This window comes from Pseudomonas sp. MPFS (assembly GCF_022537035.1).
Classification (GTDB): domain Bacteria; phylum Pseudomonadota; class Gammaproteobacteria; order Pseudomonadales; family Pseudomonadaceae; genus Aquipseudomonas; species Aquipseudomonas sessilinigenes.
On record NZ_CP066123.1, the window covers coordinates 616,788 to 640,051 of the forward strand.

The window sequence follows — 23,264 nt, forward strand, 5'->3', positions numbered from 1 at the left end:
TAGACGTTCATTCCGAAAATTAGGTCGGGCATGATAACGGCTAACCTACAGTGGTGTCGTTTGTCTGCTGAACAATAGCTGACAGAGGGGGATTTTCAGTGCGAAAGATAAGCTGTGCTAAAGTCACTCTCCTTTTTGACTACGTTCGCGTGATATGACCGACTCCAGCCCCGGCGTAAGCCCTTCAAGTCTGAAAATCTATTTCCGCCTGCTCGGCTATGTGCGGCCTTATATTGGGTTGTTCCTCATCAGCATCATCGGGTTCCTGATCTTCGCCTCGACCCAACCCATGCTTGGCTACATCCTCAAGTACTTCGTCGATGGCCTGTCCAATCCACAAGCCGTGCTGTTCCCCAGCGTGCCTTATCTGCGTGACATGCAACTGCTGCAGGCCGTGCCCCTGTTGATCGTATTGATTGCCGCCTGGCAAGGCCTCGGCTCCTATCTGGGCAACTACTTCCTGGCCAAGGTGTCCCTGGGGCTGGTACATGATCTGCGGGTCGAGTTGTTCAACAACCTGCTGACCCTGCCCAATCGCTATTTTGACAAACATAACTCTGGGCACTTGATCTCGCGCATCACCTTCAACGTGACCATGGTGACAGGGGCGGCGACGGATGCGATCAAAGTGGTGATCCGCGAAGGCATGACAGTGGTCTTCCTGTTTGCCTCCCTGTTGTGGATGAACTGGCGCTTGACCCTGGTGATGATCGCCATCCTGCCGCTGATTGCCGTCATGGTCCGCACTGCCAGCAAGAAATTCCGCAAGCAAAGCAAAAAAATCCAGGTAGCCATGGGTGACGTGACTCACGTTGCTTCGGAAACCATCCAGGGTTATCGCGTCGTACGCAGTTTCGGTGGTGAGGTCTATGAGCAGCAGCGGTTTCTCGCTGCCAGTCAGGGCAATACCGATAAGCAGTTGCGTATGACGCGCACTGGAGCCATCTATACGCCGTTGCTGCAATTGGTGATCTACAGCGCCATGGCGATATTGATGTTTCTGGTGCTCTACCTGCGCGGCGATGCTTCGGCGGGTGAAATGGTTGCCTACATCACGATGGCTGGCTTGCTGCCCAAGCCTATCCGCCAGTTGTCCGAAGTCAGCTCCACCATCCAGCGAGGGGTGGCCGGTGCCGAAAGTATTTTCGAGCAGCTGGATGTCGAGCCGGAAGTCGATCGCGGCACCGTGGAGAACTCCAATGTCAGCGGCCGCCTGGAAGTACGCAATCTGAGCTTTACCTATCCTGGTACTGAGCGTCAGGTGCTTGATGACATCAGCTTCAGCGTCGAACCGGGAGAGATGGTGGCGTTGGTCGGGCGTTCAGGCAGTGGCAAGTCGACCCTGGCCAATCTGATTCCGCGCTTTTACCACCATGACAAAGGTCAGATCCTTCTGGATGGTACGGAGATTGAAGACTATCGCCTGCTGAATCTGCGTCGGCATATTGCCCAGGTCACTCAGCATGTGACCCTGTTCAGTGACAGTGTTGCCAACAATATTGCCTATGGCGACTTGGCTGGTGCGCCGCGTGAGGACATCGAAAAGGCGGCCGGCGATGCCTATGCGATGGATTTCATCTCACAGTTGCCTGACGGGCTGGACACTCAGGTTGGCGAGAATGGCGTGCTGCTTTCAGGTGGTCAGCGCCAGCGCTTGGCAATTGCCAGGGCCCTGTTGAAAAACGCCCCGCTACTGATCCTTGATGAGGCTACCTCGGCCCTGGATACGGAGTCTGAGCGGCATATCCAGGCGGCACTGGACAAGGTCATGAAGGGGCGTACTACCCTGGTGATTGCCCATCGCCTGTCGACCATCGAGAAGGCCGACCTGATCCTGGTCATGGATCAGGGGCGGATTGTCGAGCGTGGCACTCATGTGGAGTTGCTGGCACAGAACGGTCATTACTCGCGCCTTCATGCCATGGGCTTGGAGGAGCCGGCCCCTACCGGAGCCGTATGATCCTGTCCTGGGGGGCTTGCCCCCCAGGGTTATCCGTCAAGGCACCTACTTGAGTTTGTATCGTCTTTCTTACAGTCTTGACCAAGACTAAATAATTTCCCATTACCTGCTTGTTATGTTTCCCGCCTGAATCTTTGATTGGATCGAGAGGGCTATCCCTTTCGTGCGGGTGTCGGAATGTTGCAACGCTTTGTATGGAAGTTATTGCCAAAGACTCAGCGGCACTTCTTGCTTGGGCGCCTGTCGGTGGTGGACCGTCAGGTGGTAAACAAGTCCATGTCCGCCAATGTTCGTTTTCCTGAAGCTTTTTCCAGACATTCCTGCCTGTTCATCCATGTTCCCAAATGTGCCGGCAGCAGCATCTGCTCGGCATTGTTCGATGGCTGGATGCCAGGGCACTTGCCGTTGTACTGGTATGAACACCAGTTCCCGGAAGCATTTTCCAACTGCTTCAAGTTCGCTTTTGTCCGCGATCCTCTCGAGCGGGCCTATTCGGCCTACACCTTCCTGCGTAGCAACGATCTAGGGCGCCGGGATCGAGCCGCTCAGGACCTGGTTACGCATTATCGAGACTTCGATGATTTCGTCAGCCACTGGCTGCATCCGGAAAATGTCCACAAGCAGATGCATTTTGCTCCCCAGAGCGACTTCCTCATTAACTCCCTTGGTCGTCTGTCCCTGGATTTCATGGGGTACCAGGAGCATTTGCCGCGTGACTTCCAGCTGTTGTGCGAGCGCCTGGGCGTCGAGGCGCAGCTCCCGCATGTCAACGGTACCCAGCAACGTGAGACGGCCCCAGTCAGGGAAATATGCTCAGTACGTACCCGACGCCTGGTACGTCGGGTTTATCAACGCGACTACGAGATGCTCGGTTATGAATAAGCCTGCCTGCGTGACCATGGAACAACCGCAGATTCGCCCTTATACCCTGTCGCTTTCATCTGGCGCCCGCGCGGCCCTCAAGCACCAGCAGCCGTGTTGTCTGTGGCTGACGGGCTTGTCGGGGGCAGGCAAGTCGACCCTGGCCAACTTGCTGGAGCTGCGGCTCAATGAACTGGGCCTGCACACCTTCGTGCTCGATGGAGACAACGTGCGTACCGGTTTGTGCCGGGATCTGGGGATGGATGCACAGGCACGCAAGGAGAACATCCGACGCATGTCCGAAGTGGCGCGGCTGATGGTAGAGGCGGGGCTGGTGGTGATCGTTTCGGCGATCTCGCCATTTCGTGTCGAGCGTGATGCGGCACGAGCATTGTTCGCCACCGGGCAATTCTTCGAGGTGTACATCAGCACGCCATTCGATACTTGCGCCCAGCGCGACCCCAAGGGGCTGTACAAGGCGGCGAGAGAGGGGCGCATCAAGAATTTCACCGGCCTGGACAGCCCCTATGAGGCCCCTTTGCAAGCCGAATGCGAGATCGATACGGCGAGCATGGCACTACCGGAGGCGATTCGCTGCCTGTTGCAGCTTCTACAGCGCTGAATAGACGGGGGAATTTCTTCGTCGGCCCCATGCAAGCCATAGAACTAGGCGGCGCCAACCCTGTGCTAATATCGCGCCCCTGTTCATTTTGTATGTGGGATGCTCCATGAAGTTGTCCATGCCGCGATTCGATCAAGCCCCCGTCTTGGTGGTCGGCGATGTCATGCTCGACCGTTACTGGCATGGTGGTACCTCACGGATTTCCCCTGAGGCGCCAGTACCGGTGGTCAAGGTCGAGCAGATCGAGGACCGCCCGGGCGGTGCCGCCAACGTTGCCCTGAACATTGCTGCACTCGGTGCGCCCGCGTCCCTGGTCGGGGTAACGGGCGACGACGAGGCGGCCGACAGCCTTGCCAACAGCCTGCAAGGCGCCGGTGTACGCGCCCTGTTCCAGCGCATCAAGCATCAGCCCACCATCGTCAAGCTGCGGGTCATGAGCCGCCACCAGCAATTGCTGCGTATCGATTTCGAAGAACCTTTCGCCACTGACGCCCTGGCCCTGGCAGCTGAAGTCGACACACTGCTCGAAGGCATCAAGGTGCTGGTGTTGTCCGATTACGGCAAGGGTGCGCTACGCAACCACCAGGCGTTGATCGCCGCCGCTCGGGCGCGGGGCATTCCGGTGCTGGCCGATCCCAAGGGCAAGGATTTTTCCATTTACCGTGGCGCCAGCCTGATCACCCCGAACCTCAGCGAGTTCGAGACCATCGTGGGTGGTTGCACCGATGAGCATGACCTGGTGAACAAAGGCGCCAAGCTCATGCATGACCTGGAGCTGGGGGCATTGCTGGTGACTCGTGGCGAGCACGGCATGACGCTGCTGCGCCCGGGGCACCCGGCCCTGCACCTGCCAGCCCGTGCTCGTGAAGTGTTCGACGTCACCGGCGCCGGGGACACGGTGATCTCCACCCTGGCCGCTGCCATCGCAGCGGGTGAGGAGCTGCCCCATGCAGTGGGCCTGGCCAACCTGGCCGCAGGCATCGTGGTTGGCAAGCTGGGGACCGCGGCCATCAGCGCACCCGAGCTGCGCCGGGCGATCCAGCGCGAAGAAGGTACCGAGCGTGGCGTGCTGAGCCTCGACCAGCTATTGCTGGCCATCGACGATGCCCGGGCGCACAACGAGAAGATCGTTTTCACGAACGGTTGTTTCGACATCCTCCATGCTGGCCATGTGACTTATCTTGAGCAGGCCCGGGCCCAGGGAGATCGCCTGATCGTGGCGATCAACGACGACGCCTCGGTCAGCCGCCTGAAAGGCCCTGGCCGGCCGATCAACAGTGTCGATCGGCGCATGGCGGTACTGGCCGGACTGGGCGCTGTGGATTGGGTGATCAGTTTTCCCGAGGGTACCCCGGAAAACCTGCTGTCCCAGGTGCGGCCAGATGTACTGGTCAAGGGCGGGGACTACGGCATCGATCAGGTGGTGGGCGCCGATATCGTCACGGCTTATGGCGGTACCGTGAAGGTGCTGGGCTTGGTGGAGAACAGTTCCACCACGGCCATCGTCGAGAAGATTCGCAAGACCGACAAAACCCAGTAACCACGCCAGAGCTGAAAACGGCGCCGGGTTAATGCCTGTCAGTTAATCGGTGATCCCCTGCAGGAGCAGCCGGTCGACGCTCGATTGCTCGCGATGGTCGAACGGTAGCGCGTGTTTACTGGGTAAACGCCGTGCTCTGAAGCCCATCGCGGGCAAGCCTCGCTTCTACAATTGCCTTGACTGATCGGCCCCCTGGGGTGCCGTTTTATCCCTGGCGCCGGGTCTTGGCGGGAACGATCCTGCGCAGGATCTGCCGCGCCCTGCCGGTCAGGCGGGCAAGCTGGGTATCTTTCTCCGGCTCGTCCAGGCCTCGCTGCCTGAGCCAGTCCTTCCAGCGAATTCGTTCATCGCTCACGACCCAGCCTTCCTGTTGGGCGAAGCTTTCCGCCAAGTGCAGGCCACGAGTGCTGGCAGGGTGCAGCTGGTCTTTCTTCAAGGTGTACAGCTCGGCACAGGGCTGGCCGTTCTCCAGGGGCATCAGGTACAGGTCGGGGCGCTTGCGATCCAGGCGGGCCACCAGTTGGTCGCCCTCCAGGCGTTCGTCGACGTGGAACAGGCTCAGGGACTTGGCGTCCTTGGGAACATCCAGGCGCAAGTCATAGATCAGCTGCAACGAGGCTGTCGGCAAGTGCACGTAGGCCCGGGGGCGCTCCAGCAATTGCAGGTTGGCGCAGCGTACCGGGCGGGCGGCACCGGATAATGGCGTCAGGCGAAAGGCTGGAGCCTCCCGATAATGCAGGGCCCCGGCATAGGGGGCGGGCAGCCAGGTGTCGTTGAAGCGCCCTGCCAACCAGCCCTCTGGCGTCTCCAGCAGGCATTCCTCGGCGATTTCCTGGATGGCGGTATGCAGTGGCAGGTTCAGCTCATGGGCGGGGACATAACCCGAGATCAGCTTCAGGACCACGTCGCCCCGGTCCTGGCGGCGCTGGCGCACCAGGACCCAGTAGTCGCGGTTCTGCCAGTGCAGGGTCAGGCGCACCGATACCCCGAGGTTGGCCAGTTCCAGGGCAAAGCGTTCGTTGTCGGCGACAGTCACCGGGCGCCTGCGTTGCAGGGTCTGGGCGAAGTTCAGGGGCATCCCTACGCTCTGGTAGCTGAGCCCTTCGGGAGTGGCTTCGACGAACAGGGGCAGGGTCTTGAAGTTGCTGGGGTTCTTTCTGATCAGCGGTCGCGACATCTCAGCTCCTTCCTGCGTCGGGGGCGGCCGCCTCGGCGGCGTCAGTGCTTGCCCAGGACTTGCGCCACGATGGTTACGTTGTGGGCCAAGTGCAGTGGATTGATGGTCCCGACGATAGCACTGGCGACCCCGGGCCGGTCAAACAGCAGTTCGAAGCTGGCTCGCACCGGATCGATGCCCGGGCTCAGGCAGGCATGGCCGCTGGCCAAGGCCTTTTTCACCAGGATGCCCTTGCCATGGGTCGCGGCATAGTCAATGACTGGCCGCTCGGCCTGTTCGTTCAGATTGTAGGTAACCATGGCGCAATCGCCTTGCTCCAAGGCCCTGAGCCCACCCTCGACGGTCTTGCCGGAAAAGCCGAAGCCGCGAATCTTGCCTTCTTGCTTGAGCTGCGCCAGGGCCTGGTAGACCTCGCTCTGGTCGAGGATGGCCAGGTCATTGCCATCGGAGTGCACCAGCACCAGGTCGATGAAGTCGGTTTCCAGGCGCTGCAGGCTACGCTCGACGGACAAGCGCGTATGGGCGGCACTGAAGTCATGCCGGGAAACGCCGTCACAGAACTCTTCGCCCACTTTGCTGACGATCACCCATTCGTGGCGCTGGCCGCGCAACAGCGGGCCCAGGCGCTCCTCGCTACGACCGTAGGCCGGGGCGGTGTCGATCAGGTTGATGCCCAGGTCACGGGTTAGCTTGAGCAGCATCCGGGCTTGCTGATCGTCGGGGATCTGGAAGCCGTTGGGGTATTTCACTCCCTGGTCGCGGCCCAGCTTCACGGTGCCAAGGCCCAGGGGCGAGACCATCAGGCCGGTGCTGCCCAGTGGGCGGTGCAGGTCGTGCAGTGTGGCTTGGCTCATGGCAGCAGCTGCTCCCAGGCCGGTTGTCCCAGGGCGGGCTTGGGCAGCTCCGGCAGGGCTTCGTTGTGGGCAGGCTTGATGCCGTCCCGCTCCAGGGCTGCCAGGACCCGGTCGGCAAAGTCGGGAGCCAGGGCCAGCTTGGTCGGCCAGCCCACCAGCAGGCGATCCTGTTCGGCCAGGAAGGCATTGTCCGGGCGCGTCAGGCCCGATTGTGCCGGTTCGGCCCGGTCCACCCGCAAGGTGGCCCACTGTGCCTGGCTCAGGTCGATCCAGGGGAGCAGTTGGGCCAGTTCCTTCTGGGCGGCGGCGATCTGCGCCGCCGGTTCCCGGGCCACGCCCTCGGCTTCAGCGAGATCGCCTCCCAGGTACCAGACCCACTGGCCATCGGCGGCCGGATGGGTGGTGACCGTGACCCGTGGCTTCGGGCCTCCGCCCAGGCAGTGGGCGTAGAGGGGGCTGAGAGTCGGTCCCTTGACCAGCACCATGTGCAATGGCCGTCGTTGCATGGTCGGCTGGCTCAGGCCCAGGGCCTTGAGTACATCGGCGGTTCCAGCACCAGCGCTGAGCACGATACGTTGCGCGCGAATATCCCGCTCATCGACCCGCAGGCCCACCAAATGGCCGTCTTCCATCAGGGGTTCGATCTTCTGTCCGGCCAGCAGGCCGTCGCCGGCCAGTTCGGCCAGGCGTGCGATGAGGTCCGGCACGTCCACCACCAGCTCGGCCAGGCGGTAGACCTTGCCCTTGAAACGCTTGTCCTGCAGGGCCGGCGGCAGTTGCTCGCCCTTGACCTGGTCGACCCGGCCGCGCACGGCCTTGCTGGCGAAGAAGCTGGTGAGATTGCCGGCCAGGGTTCCCGGGGACCACAGATAATGAGCCTCGGACAGCATGCGCACACCCGACAGGTCCAGCTCGCCGGTGCCGGCCAGCGCCTCGCGCCAGCGCCTGGGCATGTCGGCGATCGCCTCCGAGGCCCCGGTGAGGGCGCCATGCAGGGCGTACTTGGCGCCACCGTGGATAATCCCTTGGGATTTCACGCTCTGTCCGCCGCCGAGCGTGGCGTTCTCCACCAGTACGGTGGAAAAGCCTTGGCGGCGCAGACGGGCGTTGAGCCAGAGACCGGCGACGCCTGCGCCGACGATCAGCACATCGGTGGAAATAGCGGATGGCATGCAGCGACCTCGGGAAACAAAAACGAAGCCGCAAGTTTCAAGCCTTGAGCCTCAAGCTGCAAGCCTGCTGCACTTGCCGGGCGCTTGGGGCTGTCGCAGGTCATGGGTTTTTCTAGTGACCCGCGGTTTTCGAGAACAGCTGGATCACCAGTACGCCGATGACGATCAAGGCCATGCCGAGCATGGCCGGGATATCCAGTTTCTGGCCGTAGAGCACCAGCGCGGCGATGCTGACCATGACGATCCCCAGGCCGGACCACACGGCATAGGCCACCCCTACCGGGACCGTGCGCATCACGAGGGTCAGCATCCAGAAGGCCACGCCATAGCCGGCGATGACCAGCAGCAGGGGTTGCGGTGTGCTAAGGCCCTTGACCGCTTTCAATGAAACAGTGGCAATCACTTCCGCGCAGATGGCGATAGCCAGGTAGTAGTAAGCGTTCATGGGAGGGGTCCTCGTAACTGGGGCTGCTTTCTGAGGTCGGCATTCTAGGGCTTGCCCGGATGGGGTAAAGTCATTTCCTATCTGGATAAGAGATAGGTTGCGTCATGAACACACAGTGGAGCCTGGAGCAGTTGCGCTTGTTCGTTGGCGTAGCCGAGTTGCGTTCGTTTTCGGCGGTGGCTCGCCAGCAGCGCAAGGCCCAGTCTGCGGTCAGTAATGCCATTGCCCTGTTGGAAGATGACCTGGGGGTCAGCCTGTTCGAGCGTAGCAGTGGCCGCCAGCCGAAGCTGACCGAGGCCGGAACTGCCCTGTTGCAGGAAGCCCGGGAGATCTTGCGTCAATGCGATCGCCTCAATGGTCGGGCGCTGGCGCTGATGCGGGGCCAGGAAGCCCGTTTGCGACTGGCCCAGGACGAAGCGATGCCCTATCAGCCAGTGCTCGACAGCCTGGAGGCCTTGTCCGAGCGGTTCCCCAGCCTGGAGGTGCAATTGGCCAGCAGTGCCCAGGGGGATGTGGCGCGCAAGCTGGTGGAGCGGCGTGCCGACCTGGGGCTGCTGTTCCACCACGAGCAGATGCCCGAGACCCTGGAGCGCCAGGCCCTGGGCAGCGTCGAGATGGTCACGGTGTGTGGGGTCAGTCATCCGTTGGCCGGGGAGAAACGGGTCAACCGGCGGATATTGGCCATGCATCGGCAATTGCTGATCGCGCCGCAGCTCAGTGGTTATCCCGGAGGCGATCAGGTCAGTCCCCAGGTCTGGCGGGCCGACAGTTTCTATGTCCTGGCGGAATGGCTGATGCGTGGCCTGGGCTGGGCCTGGTTGCCACGGCATGTGGTGCAGTATTCGGCCTACCAGCACCAGATGGTGGAGTTGGCCAGTGATTGGACGCCTCCGGCGCTGGTGGTGGAGTTGGCCTGGCGCCGTGATGAGCCCCTGGGGCTGGCTGCCTGCTGGCTGGCGGAACGTTTTGCCGTGCACCTGAAGGCGATCGGCTAAAAAACCGATAAACTCCGCCGCCATGAATAGAACTCTCTACACCGTACTGTTTTACCTGGGGCTGCCATTGGTGGCGATTCGGCTATGGCTGCGCTCGCGCAAGGCGCCGGCTTATGCCAAGCGCATTGGCGAGCGTTTCTCCGTTGGCCTGCCGGCCATGCAGCCCGGTGGCATCTGGGTGCATGCGGTGTCGGTGGGCGAGAGCATTGCCGCCGCCCCGATGATCCGCGCACTGTTGGCCCGCTATCCGCAATTGCCGATTACCGTGACGTGCATGACCCCCACCGGTTCGGAGCGGATCCAGGCGCTGTTCGCCAACGAGCCACGGATCCAGCACTGCTACCTGCCTTATGACCTGCCGTGTGCCGCTGCCCGGTTTCTCGAGCGGGTGCAGCCCAGGCTGGCGGTGATCATGGAGACCGAACTCTGGCCTAACCACATCGATCAATGCGCCCGGCGCGGGATTCCGGTGGCACTGGCCAATGCACGGCTGTCCGAGCGCTCGGCGCGCGGTTATGGGCGGTTTTCTGGCCTGAGCGCGCCGATGCTGGCGCAGATGAGCCTGTTCGCAGTACAGACCAGGGCCGAGGCCGAGCGCTTTCTGCAGCTGGGCGCACGCCCTGAAACGGTGGAGGTGACCGGCTCGATCAAGTTCGACCTGACCATCGATCCTCAGCTGTTGCAACGTGCTGCGCAGTTGCGCCAGCAATGGCAGGCCGTGGAGCGACCGGTGTGGATCGCCGCCAGTACCCATGAGGGTGAAGATGCCGTGGTGCTCGACGCTCACCGGCAATTGCTGGCCAGCTACCCCAATGCCCTGTTGATCCTGGTGCCGCGGCATCCGGAACGCTTCGACCCGGTATTCGAACTGTGCCGGCAGCAAGGGATGGCGACGATCCGTCGCTCCAGCGCCGAGCCGGTGAGCGCAGATACCTCGGTGTTGCTGGGGGATACGATGGGCGAGTTGTTGTTCCTCTATGCCCTGGCCGACAGCGCCTTCGTCGGCGGCAGCCTGGTGCCTAACGGTGGTCATAACCTGTTGGAGCCCGCTGCCCTGGCCAAGCCGGTGATCAGCGGCCCGCACCTGTTCAATTTCCTGGAGATCGCCGCGATGCTGCGCGAGGCCGGGGCCTTGCAGGAGGTGGATGATGCCCAGGGTCTGGCCGAGGCGGTGCAGCGTCTGTTCGAGTTGCCCCAGGACGCCCGGACGATGGGCGAAGCGGGGCTGTCGGTCATGCGGGCCAATCAGGGTGCGCTGCAGCGCCTGCTCGACGGCCTGGGGCGTCTGTTGCCGCCACGCTGAGCCTGGTTGTTCACGCAGGATGAAAAAGGCCACCCGCTTGGGTGGCCTTTTTCATGGGCGGATACTTCAGGGGCGAGCCTTGAGTTGCTCGGCGGCGGCCTTGGCCAGGTCCGGAGGCAAGAAGTCGCGGTCCGGGTTGTAGTCGGCCTTGAGGTACCGAGCCAGGTCTTGCAGGTCCCCTGGGTTCAAGGTACCGGCGGCCTGTTTCAGGCGCAGGTTGTCGAGGATGTAGTCGTAGCGGCTGTTGTTGTAGTTGCGCACCGAGTTGTAGAGCTGGCGCTGGGCATCGAGCACGTCGACGATATTGCGCGTGCCTACCTGATAGCCGATTTCCGTGGCTTCCACGGCGCTCTGGTTGGAGATGATCGACTGGCGTCGGGCCTGGACCTGTTCGACGTCGGTATTCACCGCGCGATGCAGGTTGCGGGTGTTCTCCACCACCTGGCGGCGCAGGGACTCGCGCTGCTGCTCGGACTGGCTCAGGCGCGAGTAGGATTCGCGAACCTGGGAGCTGGTCAGGCCACCGCTGTAGATCGGGATGTTCAGTTGCAGGCCGATGGAGCGCTGCTCGACATCGCCGTGGTAGGGCGGGGCGATAGGGTTGGGGTTGGGGTTGCTGAAGCCCAGGGCATCGTTGTCGCCCTTCTTGTACTGCACCACCGCGTCCAGGGTCGGGGCGTGGCCGGCCTTGCGCTGCTTGAGGGTCTCCTCGGCGGCGCTGACTGCGTAGTTGCTGGCCAAAAGGTTGAGGTTCTGCTTGGCGGCGGTGTCGACCCAGGCCTTGGCGTCGTTGGGGACCGGCGCCAGCACCGGCAGAGTGTGGACGATACCCTGGATCGAATTGTATTCACGGTTGGTCAGGGTGATCAGGGCCTCGAAGGCATCGTCCACCTGGCGTTGGGCAACGATGCGGTTGGCCCGGGCGGTGTCGTAGCTGGCCTGGGATTGCAGCACGTCGGTCTTGTCCGACAGGCCGACGTCGAAGCGCTCGTTGGACTGGTCGAGCTGGCGCTTGAACGCGGCTTCCTCGGCCTTGGTCGAGGCCAGGTTGTCCTGGGCCCGCAGTACGGCAAAATAGTTTTCCGCGCTTTGCAGGATCAGGTTCTGCTCAGTGGCCGAGAGTTGCAGTGCGGCTTGCTCGTTGACTTCCTTGGCGGCCTGCAACTGGAACCAGCGGTCGGCGCGAAACAGCGGTTGGGCCAGGGTCGCCCGGTAGACGTTACCGCTGCGGTTGGCGGTCATTGCCGGTTCGTCGAGCTTGGTGCGGGTGTTGTTCAAGTCCGCACCGGCCGACAGGTTCGGCAGCAAGCCGGCGCGGGCCTGTGGCACGACTTCTTTCTGGGCACCGTACTGGGCGCGCGCAGCGGCCAGGTCGGCATTATTGTCCACGGCTTCCTGGTAGACGCTGACCAGGTCGGTCTTGGTGGTGGTCAAAGGCGCTTCAGCTGCCCATGCCATTCCATTGGACGCACAAGACACGGCAATAGCCAGTGAGAGTTTGCGCAGCATTCGGCGATCCCTAGAGTTGATATTATGGAGATAATCCAGGCGCCAAGGCTAAGGTGCGCCCCCCAGAGCGTCAAGGCTCGACGCTGGACATGCAGTGTAGAGGCGCCGCCTTGGTGCAACAATCCGCCGATTACGCCATTCATCATGCTTATCGCACGGGTGTTGGCGTTCTGCCCCGGCTTTGTCTAGACTGGCCCGGTTCTTGTCGGGGTGCCTTGCTATGAGGCTGAGATCGGATAATCCGGATCCCGTTGAACCTGATCAGGTTAAGGCCTGCGTAGGGAACAAGATTTCTCGTCACCCGGCGAGTCCTCTTGTGCTTCGTCCGGGATGTTGTTCGACAATCGAACATTCCTCTTGAGTACCAAGCACTGCACTCACTAGTCGCCTAGACAGGGTGCGTCCGTCCGCTACAGGTTCGCTCCGACAAAATTCCACTGCCTGGATGCTGTCTGGAGAGCCCGTGATGACGACAAAACTAAAAAACGCTAGCAACCTCAGTGAGTCGGCCCAAGTCGACCAACAGTCGGTGCAGCCCTTTACCCGCTCGCAAAAAATCTATGTCCAGGGCTCGCGCCCGGATATTCGGGTGCCCATGCGGGAGATCACCCTGGATGTGACTCCCACCGACTTCGGTGGCGAGATCAACGCGCCGGTGACCGTCTACGACACCTCTGGCCCCTACACCGACCCCAATGTGCTGATCGATGTGCGCAAGGGCCTGGGCGACGTGCGTTCGGCCTGGATCGACGACCGTGCCGACACCGAGCGCCTGGCCGGCCTGTCTTCCGATTTCGGCCAGCAGCGCCTGGCCGATGCCGAGCTGACCAAGCTGCGTTTCGCCCACGTGCGCAACCCGCGCCGGGCCAAGGCCGGGGCCAACGTCAGCCAGATGCACTACGCGCGCCAGGGCATCATCACCGCCGAGATGGAATACGTCGCCATCCGCGAAAACATGAAGCTGCAGGAGGCCCGCGCCGCTGGCCTGCTCAAGCAGCAGCACGCTGGCCACAGCTTCGGCGCCAGCATCCCCAAGGAAATCACCCCTGAGTTCGTGCGCGAGGAAATCGCTCGCGGCCGCGCGATCATCCCGGCCAACATCAACCACGTGGAGCTGGAGCCGATGATCATCGGCCGCAACTTCCTGGTGAAGATCAACGGCAACATCGGCAACAGTGCCCTGGGTTCGTCCATCGAAGAAGAAGTGGCCAAGCTGACCTGGGGCATCCGCTGGGGTTCGGACACGGTCATGGACCTGTCCACCGGCAAGCACATCCATGAAACCCGCGAGTGGATCATCCGCAACTCGCCGGTACCGATCGGCACCGTACCGATCTACCAGGCCCTGGAGAAGGTCAACGGCGTGGCCGAGGACCTGACCTGGGAGCTGTTTCGCGACACCCTGATCGAACAGGCCGAGCAGGGTGTGGACTACTTCACCATCCACGCCGGCGTGCTGCTGCGTTATGTGCCGCTGACCGCCAAGCGGGTCACCGGCATCGTCAGCCGTGGCGGCTCGATCATGGCCAAGTGGTGCCTGGCCCACCACAAGGAGAACTTCCTCTATACCCACTTCGAGGAAATCTGCGAAATCATGAAGGCCTACGACGTCAGCTTCTCCCTGGGAGATGGCCTGCGTCCGGGTTCGATCGCCGATGCCAACGACGAAGCGCAGTTCGGTGAACTGGAAACCCTCGGCGAGCTGACCAAGATCGCCTGGAAACACGACGTACAGTGCATGATCGAAGGTCCTGGCCATGTGCCGATGCAACTGATCAAGGAGAACATGGACAAGCAGCTGGAATGCTGCGACGAGGCGCCGTTCTACACCCTCGGCCCGCTGACTACCGACATCGCCCCAGGCTACGACCACATCACGTCCGGTATCGGTGCCGCGATGATCGGTTGGTTCGGTTGCGCCATGCTCTGCTATGTCACGCCCAAGGAGCACCTGGGCTTGCCGAACAAGGATGACGTCAAGACGGGGATCATCACCTACAAGATCGCCGCCCATGCCGCCGACCTTGCCAAGGGCCACCCGGGCGCGCAGATCCGCGACAACGCGCTGTCCAAGGCGCGCTTCGAGTTCCGCTGGGAAGACCAGTTCAACCTCGGCCTGGACCCGGACACCGCGCGGGCGTTCCATGACGAGACCCTGCCTAAGGACTCGGCCAAGGTCGCGCATTTCTGCTCCATGTGCGGGCCGAAGTTCTGCTCGATGAAGATCACCCAGGAAGTGCGCGAATACGCCGCCAACCAGCGCATCGAGGCGGTGGATGTCGAGGTGGCCAAGGGCATGGCCGAACAGGCCGAGCGCTTCAAGCAGGAAGGCAGCCAGCTGTACAAGAAAGTCTGAGAGGCAGCGGTACGCGGCTAGCGGCAAGTAGCCGGCGAGGGCCCACGGCTCTTGCTTGCCGCTTGCCGCTTGCCGCTTGCCGCTGCTCCTTGCCTTTGTCCCTTTTCCTTTCGAGATCACCGCCTTGAGCAGTCCAGTCAGTACCTACTCTCCCGACCACACGGTAACTGCCGACCAGCGCGTATTGGGCGCCCGGGATCTGTTTTCCCTGTGGTTCTCCCTCGGTATCGGCCTGATGGTGCTGCAAACCGGCGCGCTGCTGGCGCCAGGGTTGGGGCTGGCGCACGGGTTGCTGGCGATCCTGCTCGGCACGGCGGTGGGCGTGCTGCTGTTGGCGGCCGTGGGGGTGATCGGTAGTGATACCGGCCTGTCTGCCATGGCGGCCCTCAGGCTCAGCCTGGGCCGGCATGGCGCCCGGTTACCGGCGTTACTCAATTTGTTGCAACTGGTGGGCTGGGGTTCGTTCGAGATCATCGTCATGCGCGATGCCGCCAGCCTCCTGGGAGCCCGGGCCTTCGGCGAAGGCAGCGCCTGGACCAGTCCAGTGCTCTGGACCCTGTTGTTCGGGGCGCTGGCTACCTTGTTGGCGGTCAGCGGCCCCTTGACCTTCGTTCGCCGGATCCTGCGCAAGTGGGGGATCTGGCTGCTGCTGGCCGCCTGTGTGTGGCTGACCTGGAACCTGTTCGTCCGGGCCGACCTGGCGGCGCTTTGGGCTCGGGCCGGAGATGGCACGATGCCGTTTGCCGTGGGTTTCGACATCGCCATTGCCATGCCGTTGTCCTGGTTGCCGTTGATTGCCGACTACTCGCGATTCGGCAAGAGCGCCAGGCGCGTATTCGCCGGTACTACCCTGGGGTTCTTCATCGGCAATTTCTGGCTGATGGGCCTGGGGGTCGCCTATGCCCTGGCATTCGCTCCCAGTGGCGAGGCCAATGCCTTGCTGCTGGCGCTGGCGGGGGCCGGCCTGGGGATTCCGTTATTGCTGATCTTGCTGGACGAGTCGGAGAACGCCTTTGCCGATATTCATTCGGCGGCCGTTTCCAGCGGTATCTTGTTGCGCCTGAAGGTCGAGCACCTGGCCCTGGCCATCGGCGTGCTGTGCACCCTGATCGCGTGCCTGGCGCCCTTGGCCCAATACCAGAACTTCCTGCTGCTGATCGGTTCGGTATTCGCGCCGCTGTTTGGCGTGGTGCTGGTGGATCACTTCATCGTGCGTCGACGCAGGGCTCCGGAGTCGCTGGTGGCCTTGCGCGGCCCGGCGCTGCTGGCCTGGCTGAGCGCAGTGGTTGCCTATCACCTGCTGGCCAACCTGGCCCCGGAGCTGGGGGCGACCCTGCCGTCGTTGCTGCTGGCAGGGCTAATGCACGGGTTGCTGAGCCTCAGTTACCGTCGGGAAGCAGCTCGGGCTTGAAGATGCCTCGCAGGCGCTCGTAGGGAATCTGCAGTTCGACGTGGCCCAGGGGCGCGGGCGCGATGGCTGCGACGTCGTACTTGAGCGTCACCGAACGGCTGGTCAGGGCCACGTTCGGGGTTTTCTGGAATGGCCAGGCCTTCACGAACTCGGCCTCGCGATCCAGGTGGGTGCTGATCAGCCAGTTGTTGTGAGCCACCCGGGCGGCTTTCCAGAACATGTCTTCCTGGCCTGGCAGCAGGATGTCGCCCAGGCCCAGGGCCTTGTGCTGCTGGCGTGAGTAGTTGATGAAGCCGCGCCCTGGCGTGCCGTTGGTCGTGCCATTGTCCAGGTAGCTGGCCAGTTCGATGATCACCAGGCCGTCATGCTGTTCGCGTACCTTGGATTGCAGGTAGATGCCATGGTGGTCGGCGGCGCTGCGCAGGAACTGCTCGCGATAGGCGCCGAGGCTGGCCGGCAGCGGTGCGTCGGGGCTGGTGCGGGCCATTTGCAGCAGGCGTTTCTCGATGATGGCGTCCAGCTGCGGCTCGGCAGGAAAGTGCACGGTATCGAGGTTGACCAGCGGGCAGTCAGCGCCGCTGCAGCCGGGCTTGAGCTGTTCGGACTTGTCTCGGGTAACTTCCAGCGGGGTCTTGTAGCTTGGTTGGAACAGGCTCTGACAGGCGCCCAGGGTCAGGGCGATGCAGGCCACGGAGGCAATTTTTACAAGCGACATGGGCGTCCTTCATAAACCAGGAGGGGAGGCAAAAGTTACCGGCTTCGACTGTCGGCGGGGCAGTCGGTTCGCCACTAAGCTCAATAGAGGCAATTAGAGTAGGTTTCGCCCCTCGCCGTCTATCCCGCTGAGGCTAAAGGGGCTGCATCGGCAGGCGCGAGCGCGTTAGGATTGCGCGAAGTCGAGGAGGATCCTCGGAGTGAACAGGCTGTACACGAGGATTGTTATGACTGACTTTGCCAACTCCACGCCCAGTGCCGTCCAGATCATCGGGCGTGAAAACTGCCATCAGGGCTTCTATCGGCTCGACCGCTTGCAACTGCGCCATGAGCTGTTCGCCGGTGGCATGGGGCAGGAAATCAACCGTGAGGTCTTCATCCGTCACGATGCGGTCTGCGTACTGCCGTACGACCCGCAACGCGATGAAGTGGTGTTGATCGAACAGTTCCGCGTCGGTGCCATGGGCAAGGCTGCCTCGCCCTGGCTGGTGGAACTGGTGGCGGGATTGATCGACAAGGACGAGCAACCCGAGGCAGTTGCCCGTCGCGAGGCCCAGGAGGAAGCCGGCCTGGACATCTCGGCATTGTGGCCCATGACCCAGTATTTTCCGTCTCCGGGCGGCAGTACCGAGTTCGTCCATTTGTTCCTGGGGCGTTGCGACAGCAGCGCCGCCGGCGGGCTGTACGGCCTGGAGGAAGAGGCCGAGGACATCCGGGTTGTGGTCATGGCCTACGAGGATGCGCAGCAGGCCGTGCGTGACGGGCGGATCTGCAACGCGGCCAGCATCATTGCGCTGCAGTGGCTGGCGCTCAATCGTGTGGAAGTGAGGGGGTTATGGTCGTAAACAAGGCGCGTGATCGCTACCGGGTGGACCTCGCGGGGCTGCAAGCTTCCTGCGAGGCCAACTACGCCCGGCTGATGCGCTTGTTGCCCGACATGCGCAACCAGCCCGAAGCCCGGCGTATCGCGGTGACCCAGGGCGACCAGATGCTTGGTGTATTGGCTCTGGAAGTGGTGTTGGCCTGTCCCTATACCACCACTTTGCAGGTTCGCCAGGAGCACAGCCTGCCCTGGTTGCCGGTGCCGCAGCTGGAAGTGCAGGTCTATCACGACGCCCGCATGGCCGAGGTGGTCAGTGCCGAGCATGCCCGGCGTTTTCGCAGCATTTATCCCTACCCCAATGCCTTCATGCACCAGCCGGATGAAAAGGCCCAGCTGAACGTGTTCCTGGGGGAGTGGCTCAGTCACTGCCTGGCCTGCGGCCATGAGTTCGAAGTCGTGCGCTAGCTCGCCCCGGTACAGGATCAAGATGTGAACTGGGTCCGCTTCGGCAGTTTCCCCCTGGCGACTTCCCCAGCATAATTGCCCCATTCATCCTGCCTTGATCCTGCCCTGGGAGAACGCCTTGCCAAGCGTATCCGCTTCGCCCGCCGACGACTCGGTATTGCTGGTGCAACTGTCGGACAGCCATCTGTTTGCCGAGACGGACGGCGTGCTGTTGGGCATGAACACCGCAGACAGCCTGCAGCGGGTCATCGATCTGGTGCTGGCACAACAGCCGCAGATCGATTTGCTGCTGGCCACTGGCGATCTGTCCCAGGATGGCAGCCTGGAGTCGTACCAGCGCTTTCGCCAGTTGAGCGCGCAGCTCCCGGCGCCGGCTCGCTGGTTGCCCGGCAACCACGATGAACCACACGTCATGCAGTTGGCGACCGGCGATAGCGTGCTGCTGCAGCAGGTGGTGGATATCGGCAACTGGCGCATTACCCTGCTCGATTCCTCCGTGCCCGGTTCGGTGCCGGGGTTTTTGCAGGACGACCAGTTGCAATTGCTGGAGCGTTCATTGCGCGAGGCGCCGCAGCGCCACCACCTGGTGTGCCTGCATCACCATCCGGTATCCATCGATTGTGCCTGGATGGAGCCCATCGGGCTGCGCAACGCCCAGGCCCTGTTCGAGGTCATCGAAGGCCATCCGCAGGTCCGAGCCCTGTTGTGGGGGCATGTGCACCAGGAGATCGACCGGATGCGCGGCGATGTGAGGCTGTTGGCCTCGCCATCCACCTGTATCCAGTTCGAACCCCATAGCGACGATTTCAAGGTCGACGAACGGGCTCCGGGCTACCGCTGGTTGCGGTTGCTGGCCGACGGGCGGCTGGAAACCGGCGTGCAGCGGGTCGAGGGCTACGATTTCACCATCGACTATGGCAGCAACGGTTACTGAAGCGACTTCGTTACCTGGCGCCATCCCTGTAGACTGCGGCTTTTGTCCAGGTACAGGGAGTCCGCATGTCCGGTTCGATCCTTTATATCCACGGTTTCAACAGTGCCCCTGCCTCCACCAAGGCCAGCCAGTTGCGCAGTGTGATGGAGCAACTTGGCCTGGCCGGACAATTGCGTGTACCGGCCCTGCATCATCATCCTCGCCAGGCCATCGGCCAGCTGGAGCAGGCGATCACCGAACTCGGTCGGCCATTGCTGGTCGGCAGCTCGCTCGGCGGCTACTATGCGACACACCTTGCCGAGCGCTATGGTCTGAACGCCTTGCTGATCAACCCAGCGGTCAATCCGCACCGCCTGTTCGACGGTTACCTGGGACCGCAGAAGAACCTGTATACCGATGAAGCCTGGGAGCTGACCCTCGATCACGTGGCGGCCCTGGAAGCATTGGAGGTCGCGCCGCCCAAGGACCCCGAGCGTTATCAGGTATGGCTGCAGACCGGGGATGAGACGCTGGACTATCGTCATGCCCAGGCGTATTACCGCGCTTGCGCCTTGCGTATCCAGGCGGGCGGCGATCATAGTTTCCAAGGTTTTACCGGCCAATTGCCGGCGATATTGAGTTTTGCCGGCATTACTGCCGATCTGTACCAGGCGATCGACTTCACCGCACTGTGAAGCTGAGCCCCATATTTCATTGAACGACTAACGACGAGAACCCATGGCCACTCCCAGCGCTAGCTCCTATAACGCAGACGCCATCGAAGTCCTCTCGGGACTCGACCCGGTGCGCAAACGCCCGGGCATGTACACCGACACCACGCGGCCCAACCACCTGGCCCAGGAAGTCATCGACAACAGTGTCGATGAAGCCTTGGCCGGCCACGCCAAGTCGATACAGGTCATCCTGCACGCCGACCACTCCCTGGAGGTGTCCGACGACGGTCGCGGCATGCCGGTGGACATCCACCCGGAAGAGGGCGTGTCCGGCATCGAGCTGATCCTCACCAAACTCCATGCCGGCGGCAAGTTTTCCAACAAGAACTACCAGTTCTCCGGCGGTTTGCACGGGGTGGGTATTTCCGTGGTCAACGCCCTGTCCAGCCAGGTACGGGTGCGGGTCAAGCGCGATGGCAGCGAGTACCAGATGACTTTCGCCGACGGCTACAAGGCTTCCGAGCTGGAAGTGGTTGGCAGTGTCGGCAAGCGCAACACCGGTACCTCCGTGTTTTTTGCACCGGACCCTAAGTATTTCGACTCGCCGAAGTTCTCTGTCAGCCGCCTCAAGCACGTGCTCAAGGCCAAGGCTGTACTGTGCCCGGGGCTGCTGGTCAGCTTCGAGGACAAGGGCACCGGCGAGAAGGTCGAGTGGCATTACGAAGACGGCCTGCGCTCCTACCTGGTGGATGCCGTCAGTGAGTTCGAGCGCCTGCCGGCCGAGCCGTTCTGCGGCAGCCTGGCGGGCAATAAGGAGGCCGTGGACTGGGCCCTGCTGTGGCTGCCCGAGGGTGGCGACAGTGTCCAGGAAAGCTACGTCAACCTGATTCCCACCGCCCAGGGCGGCACCCACGTCAACGGCTTGCGCCAGGGCTTGCTGGATGCCATGCGCGAGTTCTGCGAGTTCCGCAACCTGTTGCCCCGCGGCCTCAAGCTGGCGCCAGAAGACGTCTGGGAGCGGATCGCCTTCGTCCTGTCGATGAAGATGCAGGACGCGCAGTTCTCCGGCCAGACCAAGGAACGCCTGTCGTCCCGCGAGGCCGCGGCGTTCGTTTCCGGGGTGGTCAAGGACGCCTTCAGCCTGTGGCTCAACGCCAACCCCGAACTGGGCATGCAATTGGCCGAACTGGCCATCAGCAACGCCGGTCGGCGCCTGAAGGCCAGCAAGAAGGTCGAGCGCAAGCGCATCACCCAGGGCCCGGCATTGCCGGGCAAGCTGGCCGATTGTGCCGGGCAGGACCCGATGCGCTCCGAACTGTTCCTGGTGGAAGGTGACTCCGCCGGTGGTTCGGCCAAGCAGGCACGAGACAAGGAGTTCCAGGCGATCCTGCCGCTGCGCGGGAAGATCCTCAACACCTGGGAAGTGGACGGCAGCGAGGTCCTGGCCAGCCAGGAAGTGCACAACATCGCCGTGGCCATTGGTGTCGATCCGGGCGCCGAGGACATGAGCCAGCTGCGCTACGGCAAGATCTGCATCCTCGCCGATGCCGACTCCGACGGCCTGCACATCGCCACCTTGCTCTGCGCCCTGTTCGTCCAGCATTTCCGTCCGCTGGTGGATGCCGGCCACGTCTATGTGGCCATGCCGCCGCTGTACCGCATCGACCTGGGCAAGGAGATCTACTACGCCCTGGACGACGCCGAGCGTGACGGCATCCTCGATCGCCTGGTGGCCGAGAAGAAACGCGGCAAGCCGCAAGTCACCCGATTCAAGGGCCTGGGTGAAATGAACCCGCCGCAACTGCGCGAGACCACCATGGACCCCAACACCCGGCGCCTGGTGCAGTTGACCCTGGACGACGCCGAGGCCACTGCGGAAATCATGGACATGCTGCTGGCCAAGAAACGCGCCAGTGACCGCAAGTCCTGGCTGGAGTCCAAGGGCAACCTGGCCGAGGTGCTGGCCTGATGCACAGAGGTTTTGCCCTGGCCCTGGCGCTATCGGCAACCTCGGTGATGGCCGCGCCGGTCCCCGAGCTGAGCTTGCTGTCCGAGCATCCCGTGGAGGGCATGCGCGGCGGCAACCTGTCTGGACTCGCCCTGTGCGGCCAGGAGCTGTGGACCGTTTCGGACCGCGACGACGACCAGATCTATCGGCTCGATACCCGCGACACCGTCTGGCAGGCCGAGACGGTCAAGCTGGAGGTGCCGCCGGTGCCCGATACCGGGCTGCCCTGGGGGCTGAAGTCGCGCACCTGGGCAGCATCGTTCATTCGTGGTGGTGACCTGGATTTCGAAGGCATTTCCTGCGATGGCGCGGGTAATAAGTATGTGGTCAGCGAGGCCCATGCCTCGGTGCTGCAGGTGCCGGTCCAGGGCGCGCCCAACTGGTTGAAGATCTCTGCGTTGATGGTTCGCGAGGCCCGGGCCAGTGGCATGCTGCTGCACTTCAACGCCTTGTTCGAAGGCCTGGCGGTGAGCCCCGCGGGGGATCGTATCTGGCTGGCGGCCGAGCGTGAGCGGCGTGGCCTGTTGCTGATCAAGCGCGGCCAGACTACCTGGGATTGCGATGGCGGTTGCGTGCTGCTCAGTGAAGCCGGCTCGCAAATGCAGCCTGAGCAGGTGCCCCATGCCAAGGCGGTGACCCGTGACTTCGCCGACCTCTCGCTGTTCGATGGCAAGCTGTTCACCCTGGAGCGCAACGCCTACCAGATCTGCCGTCGGGATGCGCAGAGCGCCAAGGTCGAGCAGTGCTGGTCCTTTGCTGCCGAGGCTCTGGTGGAGTCGCGACGTTATCCTCAGCCCTACGGCCTGGCCGAGGCCCTGGTGGTGGATGCCGAGGGGGCCTGGATCGGCCTGGACAACAACAATGGCGCCCGTGCCGATGGCGAGTCCCGCCCGATCGTCTGGCGCTTTGCCGCGCCGCAAGGCGGCTGGAGTGCCAAGCCGTGAGCCAGCAACCGGGGCGCAGTGCCGGCCGGGTGTTGCTGATCCTGGCCTGGGCGGCGGGGCTGTTCCTGGCCACGCGGTTCTTCGCCGATTGGGAAGCGCGCCAGGAGAACCCCAACACTGTCGTCAGTTCGCAACAACATGAGGGTTACATCGAAGTGAAGCTGGTCGGCAACGGCCAGGGGCATTTCGTTGCCAGCGGCCATATCGACGGCCAGCCGGTGCAATTCATGCTCGATACCGGTGCCACTGAAGTCTCGATCCCTTCCGGGCTGGCCGAGCGCCTGGGCCTGGAACGAGGACTGCCGGTGACCCTGAGCACTGCCAACGGTCGCAGCGAGGGTTACCGGACCCGTATCGAGCGCCTGCAGCTGGGGGATATCACCCTGCACGATGTCCGGGCCCTGGTGGCTCCAGGGCTCGACGGGGACCAGGTCCTGCTGGGCATGAGCGCTTTGAAGAAACTTGAATTTACTCAGCGCGGCGGCACCATGCTGCTGCGCCAGACCACGAACCAATGA

At 62.7% G+C, this 23,264-nt stretch carries 21 protein-coding genes and 1 riboswitch; of the genes, 15 read left to right on the forward strand and 6 right to left on the reverse strand.

Annotated features, from left to right (window positions below; all coding sequences use genetic code 11):
• Positions 1-154 precede the first annotated feature (154 nt).
• The 4 genes from msbA to hldE all read left to right on the forward strand — a co-directional run bounded on the left by msbA (position 155) and on the right by hldE (position 4,983).
• Positions 155-1,960 carry a lipid A export permease/ATP-binding protein MsbA gene (msbA, locus tag I9018_RS02650; protein ID WP_068576504.1) on the forward strand — a complete coding sequence of 602 codons (1,806 nt, stop codon included), beginning with the start codon at positions 155-157 and terminating at the stop codon, positions 1,958-1,960.
• 177 nt (positions 1,961-2,137) lie between these two features.
• Positions 2,138-2,842 (forward strand): sulfotransferase family 2 domain-containing protein, encoded by a 705-nt coding sequence (locus I9018_RS02655; protein ID WP_124345600.1) that lies wholly within the window; start codon positions 2,138-2,140, stop codon positions 2,840-2,842.
• Positions 2,835-3,443 carry an adenylyl-sulfate kinase gene (gene cysC, locus I9018_RS02660; protein ID WP_241108673.1) on the forward strand — a complete coding sequence of 203 codons (609 nt, stop codon included), beginning with the start codon at positions 2,835-2,837 and terminating at the stop codon, positions 3,441-3,443. Before I9018_RS02655 ends, cysC begins: the two co-directional genes overlap by 8 nt.
• Before the next feature lie 106 nt (positions 3,444-3,549).
• Positions 3,550-4,983, forward strand: a complete 1,434-nt coding sequence (hldE, locus tag I9018_RS02665; protein WP_068576498.1) for a bifunctional D-glycero-beta-D-manno-heptose-7-phosphate kinase/D-glycero-beta-D-manno-heptose 1-phosphate adenylyltransferase HldE — start codon at positions 3,550-3,552, stop codon at positions 4,981-4,983.
• A gap of 205 nt (positions 4,984-5,188) precedes the next feature.
• Here the strand turns inward: hldE and I9018_RS02670 are convergent, their stop codons facing one another.
• From I9018_RS02670 to I9018_RS02685, 4 genes are all read right to left on the reverse strand, one after another.
• Positions 5,189-6,160, reverse strand: a complete 972-nt coding sequence (locus I9018_RS02670) for a metal ABC transporter ATPase (protein WP_068576496.1) — start codon at positions 6,158-6,160, stop codon at positions 5,189-5,191.
• A gap of 41 nt (positions 6,161-6,201) precedes the next feature.
• Positions 6,202-7,014: an aldo/keto reductase gene (locus I9018_RS02675; protein ID WP_124345602.1), complete on the reverse strand. Its 813-nt coding sequence runs from the start codon at positions 7,012-7,014 to the stop codon at positions 6,202-6,204.
• Complete coding sequence (locus tag I9018_RS02680) at positions 7,011-8,186, reverse strand: FAD-dependent oxidoreductase (protein WP_124345603.1); 1,176 nt, start codon at positions 8,184-8,186, stop codon at positions 7,011-7,013. Before I9018_RS02680 ends, I9018_RS02675 begins: the two co-directional genes overlap by 4 nt.
• Before the next feature lie 112 nt (positions 8,187-8,298).
• Positions 8,299-8,631 (reverse strand): multidrug efflux SMR transporter, encoded by a 333-nt coding sequence (locus I9018_RS02685; protein WP_068576489.1) that lies wholly within the window; start codon positions 8,629-8,631, stop codon positions 8,299-8,301.
• 104 nt (positions 8,632-8,735) lie between these two features.
• Here I9018_RS02685 and I9018_RS02690 point away from each other — a divergent pair, with 104 nt between their 5' ends.
• Complete coding sequence (locus tag I9018_RS02690) at positions 8,736-9,626, forward strand: LysR family transcriptional regulator (protein WP_241108674.1); 891 nt, start codon at positions 8,736-8,738, stop codon at positions 9,624-9,626.
• A 22-nt stretch (positions 9,627-9,648) separates the two neighbouring features.
• A complete protein-coding gene (gene waaA / locus I9018_RS02695) occupies positions 9,649-10,929 on the forward strand; it encodes a lipid IV(A) 3-deoxy-D-manno-octulosonic acid transferase (protein WP_124345604.1) in 1,281 nt (426 codons plus the stop codon).
• A 66-nt stretch (positions 10,930-10,995) separates the two neighbouring features.
• Here waaA and I9018_RS02700 read toward each other — a convergent pair whose 3' ends face one another.
• A complete protein-coding gene (locus tag I9018_RS02700; protein WP_068576483.1) occupies positions 10,996-12,438 on the reverse strand; it encodes a TolC family outer membrane protein in 1,443 nt (480 codons plus the stop codon).
• A 196-nt stretch (positions 12,439-12,634) separates the two neighbouring features.
• A riboswitch (TPP riboswitch) is annotated at positions 12,635-12,739 on the forward strand.
• Positions 12,740-12,904: 165 nt separating this feature from the next.
• Between I9018_RS02700 and thiC the strand changes: the two genes are divergently transcribed.
• A complete protein-coding gene (gene thiC / locus I9018_RS02705) occupies positions 12,905-14,794 on the forward strand; it encodes a phosphomethylpyrimidine synthase ThiC (protein ID WP_068576481.1) in 1,890 nt (629 codons plus the stop codon).
• A 124-nt stretch (positions 14,795-14,918) separates the two neighbouring features.
• Positions 14,919-16,205 carry a putative hydroxymethylpyrimidine transporter CytX gene (gene cytX, locus I9018_RS02710; RefSeq protein WP_241108675.1) on the forward strand — a complete coding sequence of 429 codons (1,287 nt, stop codon included), beginning with the start codon at positions 14,919-14,921 and terminating at the stop codon, positions 16,203-16,205.
• Here the strand turns inward: cytX and I9018_RS02715 are convergent.
• Positions 16,174-16,920, reverse strand: coding sequence for a DUF3298 domain-containing protein (locus I9018_RS02715; protein WP_124345606.1), 747 nt, complete (start codon positions 16,918-16,920; stop codon positions 16,174-16,176). The two genes, cytX and I9018_RS02715, sit on opposite strands and share 32 nt — an antisense overlap.
• Before the next feature lie 226 nt (positions 16,921-17,146).
• On the opposite strand from I9018_RS02715, the gene I9018_RS02720 reads away from it, so the two are divergent.
• The 7 genes from I9018_RS02720 (at position 17,147) to I9018_RS02750 (ending at position 23,264) form a co-directional block, all read left to right on the forward strand.
• Positions 17,147-17,764: an NUDIX domain-containing protein gene (locus tag I9018_RS02720; protein ID WP_068576477.1), complete on the forward strand. Its 618-nt coding sequence runs from the start codon at positions 17,147-17,149 to the stop codon at positions 17,762-17,764.
• Positions 17,755-18,207, forward strand: a complete 453-nt coding sequence (locus I9018_RS02725; RefSeq protein ID WP_068576476.1) for a DUF1249 domain-containing protein — start codon at positions 17,755-17,757, stop codon at positions 18,205-18,207. The genes I9018_RS02720 and I9018_RS02725 overlap by 10 nt, the downstream gene beginning before the upstream one ends.
• A gap of 118 nt (positions 18,208-18,325) precedes the next feature.
• Positions 18,326-19,141: a 3',5'-cyclic-AMP phosphodiesterase gene (cpdA, locus tag I9018_RS02730; protein ID WP_241108676.1), complete on the forward strand. Its 816-nt coding sequence runs from the start codon at positions 18,326-18,328 to the stop codon at positions 19,139-19,141.
• 65 nt (positions 19,142-19,206) lie between these two features.
• A complete protein-coding gene (locus I9018_RS02735) occupies positions 19,207-19,815 on the forward strand; it encodes a YqiA/YcfP family alpha/beta fold hydrolase (protein ID WP_068576474.1) in 609 nt (202 codons plus the stop codon).
• 43 nt (positions 19,816-19,858) lie between these two features.
• The gene (gene parE, locus I9018_RS02740) at positions 19,859-21,763 is read left to right on the forward strand and encodes a DNA topoisomerase IV subunit B (RefSeq protein WP_068576472.1); all 1,905 of its coding nucleotides are present in this window, start codon (positions 19,859-19,861) and stop codon (positions 21,761-21,763) included.
• A complete protein-coding gene (locus tag I9018_RS02745; protein ID WP_124345609.1) occupies positions 21,763-22,746 on the forward strand; it encodes an esterase-like activity of phytase family protein in 984 nt (327 codons plus the stop codon). The genes parE and I9018_RS02745 overlap by 1 nt, the downstream gene beginning before the upstream one ends.
• On the forward strand, positions 22,743-23,264 hold the full coding sequence (locus tag I9018_RS02750; protein ID WP_022641349.1) for a TIGR02281 family clan AA aspartic protease: 522 nt from the start codon (positions 22,743-22,745) through the stop codon (positions 23,262-23,264). Before I9018_RS02745 ends, I9018_RS02750 begins: the two co-directional genes overlap by 4 nt.

What these genes read in the sequence shown, in the direction of transcription:
- thiC (WP_068576481.1), top strand. Translation starts at nt 12,905, where the DNA reads ATGACGACAAAACTAAAAAACGCTAGCAACCTCAGTGAGTCGGCCCAA.
- I9018_RS02725 (WP_068576476.1), top strand. Translation starts at nt 17,755, where the DNA reads ATGGTCGTAAACAAGGCGCGTGATCGCTACCGGGTGGACCTCGCGGGG.
- I9018_RS02655 (WP_124345600.1), top strand. Translation starts at nt 2,138, where the DNA reads ATGTTGCAACGCTTTGTATGGAAGTTATTGCCAAAGACTCAGCGGCAC.
- cysC (WP_241108673.1), top strand. Translation starts at nt 2,835, where the DNA reads ATGAATAAGCCTGCCTGCGTGACCATGGAACAACCGCAGATTCGCCCT.
- I9018_RS02700 (WP_068576483.1), bottom strand. Translation starts at nt 12,438, where the DNA reads ATGCTGCGCAAACTCTCACTGGCTATTGCCGTGTCTTGTGCGTCCAAT.
- I9018_RS02690 (WP_241108674.1), top strand. Translation starts at nt 8,736, where the DNA reads ATGAACACACAGTGGAGCCTGGAGCAGTTGCGCTTGTTCGTTGGCGTA.
- I9018_RS02675 (WP_124345602.1), bottom strand. Translation starts at nt 7,014, where the DNA reads ATGAGCCAAGCCACACTGCACGACCTGCACCGCCCACTGGGCAGCACC.
- I9018_RS02720 (WP_068576477.1), top strand. Translation starts at nt 17,147, where the DNA reads ATGACTGACTTTGCCAACTCCACGCCCAGTGCCGTCCAGATCATCGGG.
- I9018_RS02745 (WP_124345609.1), top strand. Translation starts at nt 21,763, where the DNA reads ATGCACAGAGGTTTTGCCCTGGCCCTGGCGCTATCGGCAACCTCGGTG.
- msbA (WP_068576504.1), top strand. Translation starts at nt 155, where the DNA reads ATGACCGACTCCAGCCCCGGCGTAAGCCCTTCAAGTCTGAAAATCTAT.
- hldE (WP_068576498.1), top strand. Translation starts at nt 3,550, where the DNA reads ATGAAGTTGTCCATGCCGCGATTCGATCAAGCCCCCGTCTTGGTGGTC.
- parE (WP_068576472.1), top strand. Translation starts at nt 19,859, where the DNA reads ATGGCCACTCCCAGCGCTAGCTCCTATAACGCAGACGCCATCGAAGTC.
- I9018_RS02670 (WP_068576496.1), bottom strand. Translation starts at nt 6,160, where the DNA reads ATGTCGCGACCGCTGATCAGAAAGAACCCCAGCAACTTCAAGACCCTG.
- I9018_RS02685 (WP_068576489.1), bottom strand. Translation starts at nt 8,631, where the DNA reads ATGAACGCTTACTACTACCTGGCTATCGCCATCTGCGCGGAAGTGATT.
- waaA (WP_124345604.1), top strand. Translation starts at nt 9,649, where the DNA reads ATGAATAGAACTCTCTACACCGTACTGTTTTACCTGGGGCTGCCATTG.
- I9018_RS02680 (WP_124345603.1), bottom strand. Translation starts at nt 8,186, where the DNA reads ATGCCATCCGCTATTTCCACCGATGTGCTGATCGTCGGCGCAGGCGTC.
- I9018_RS02715 (WP_124345606.1), bottom strand. Translation starts at nt 16,920, where the DNA reads ATGTCGCTTGTAAAAATTGCCTCCGTGGCCTGCATCGCCCTGACCCTG.
- I9018_RS02735 (WP_068576474.1), top strand. Translation starts at nt 19,207, where the DNA reads ATGTCCGGTTCGATCCTTTATATCCACGGTTTCAACAGTGCCCCTGCC.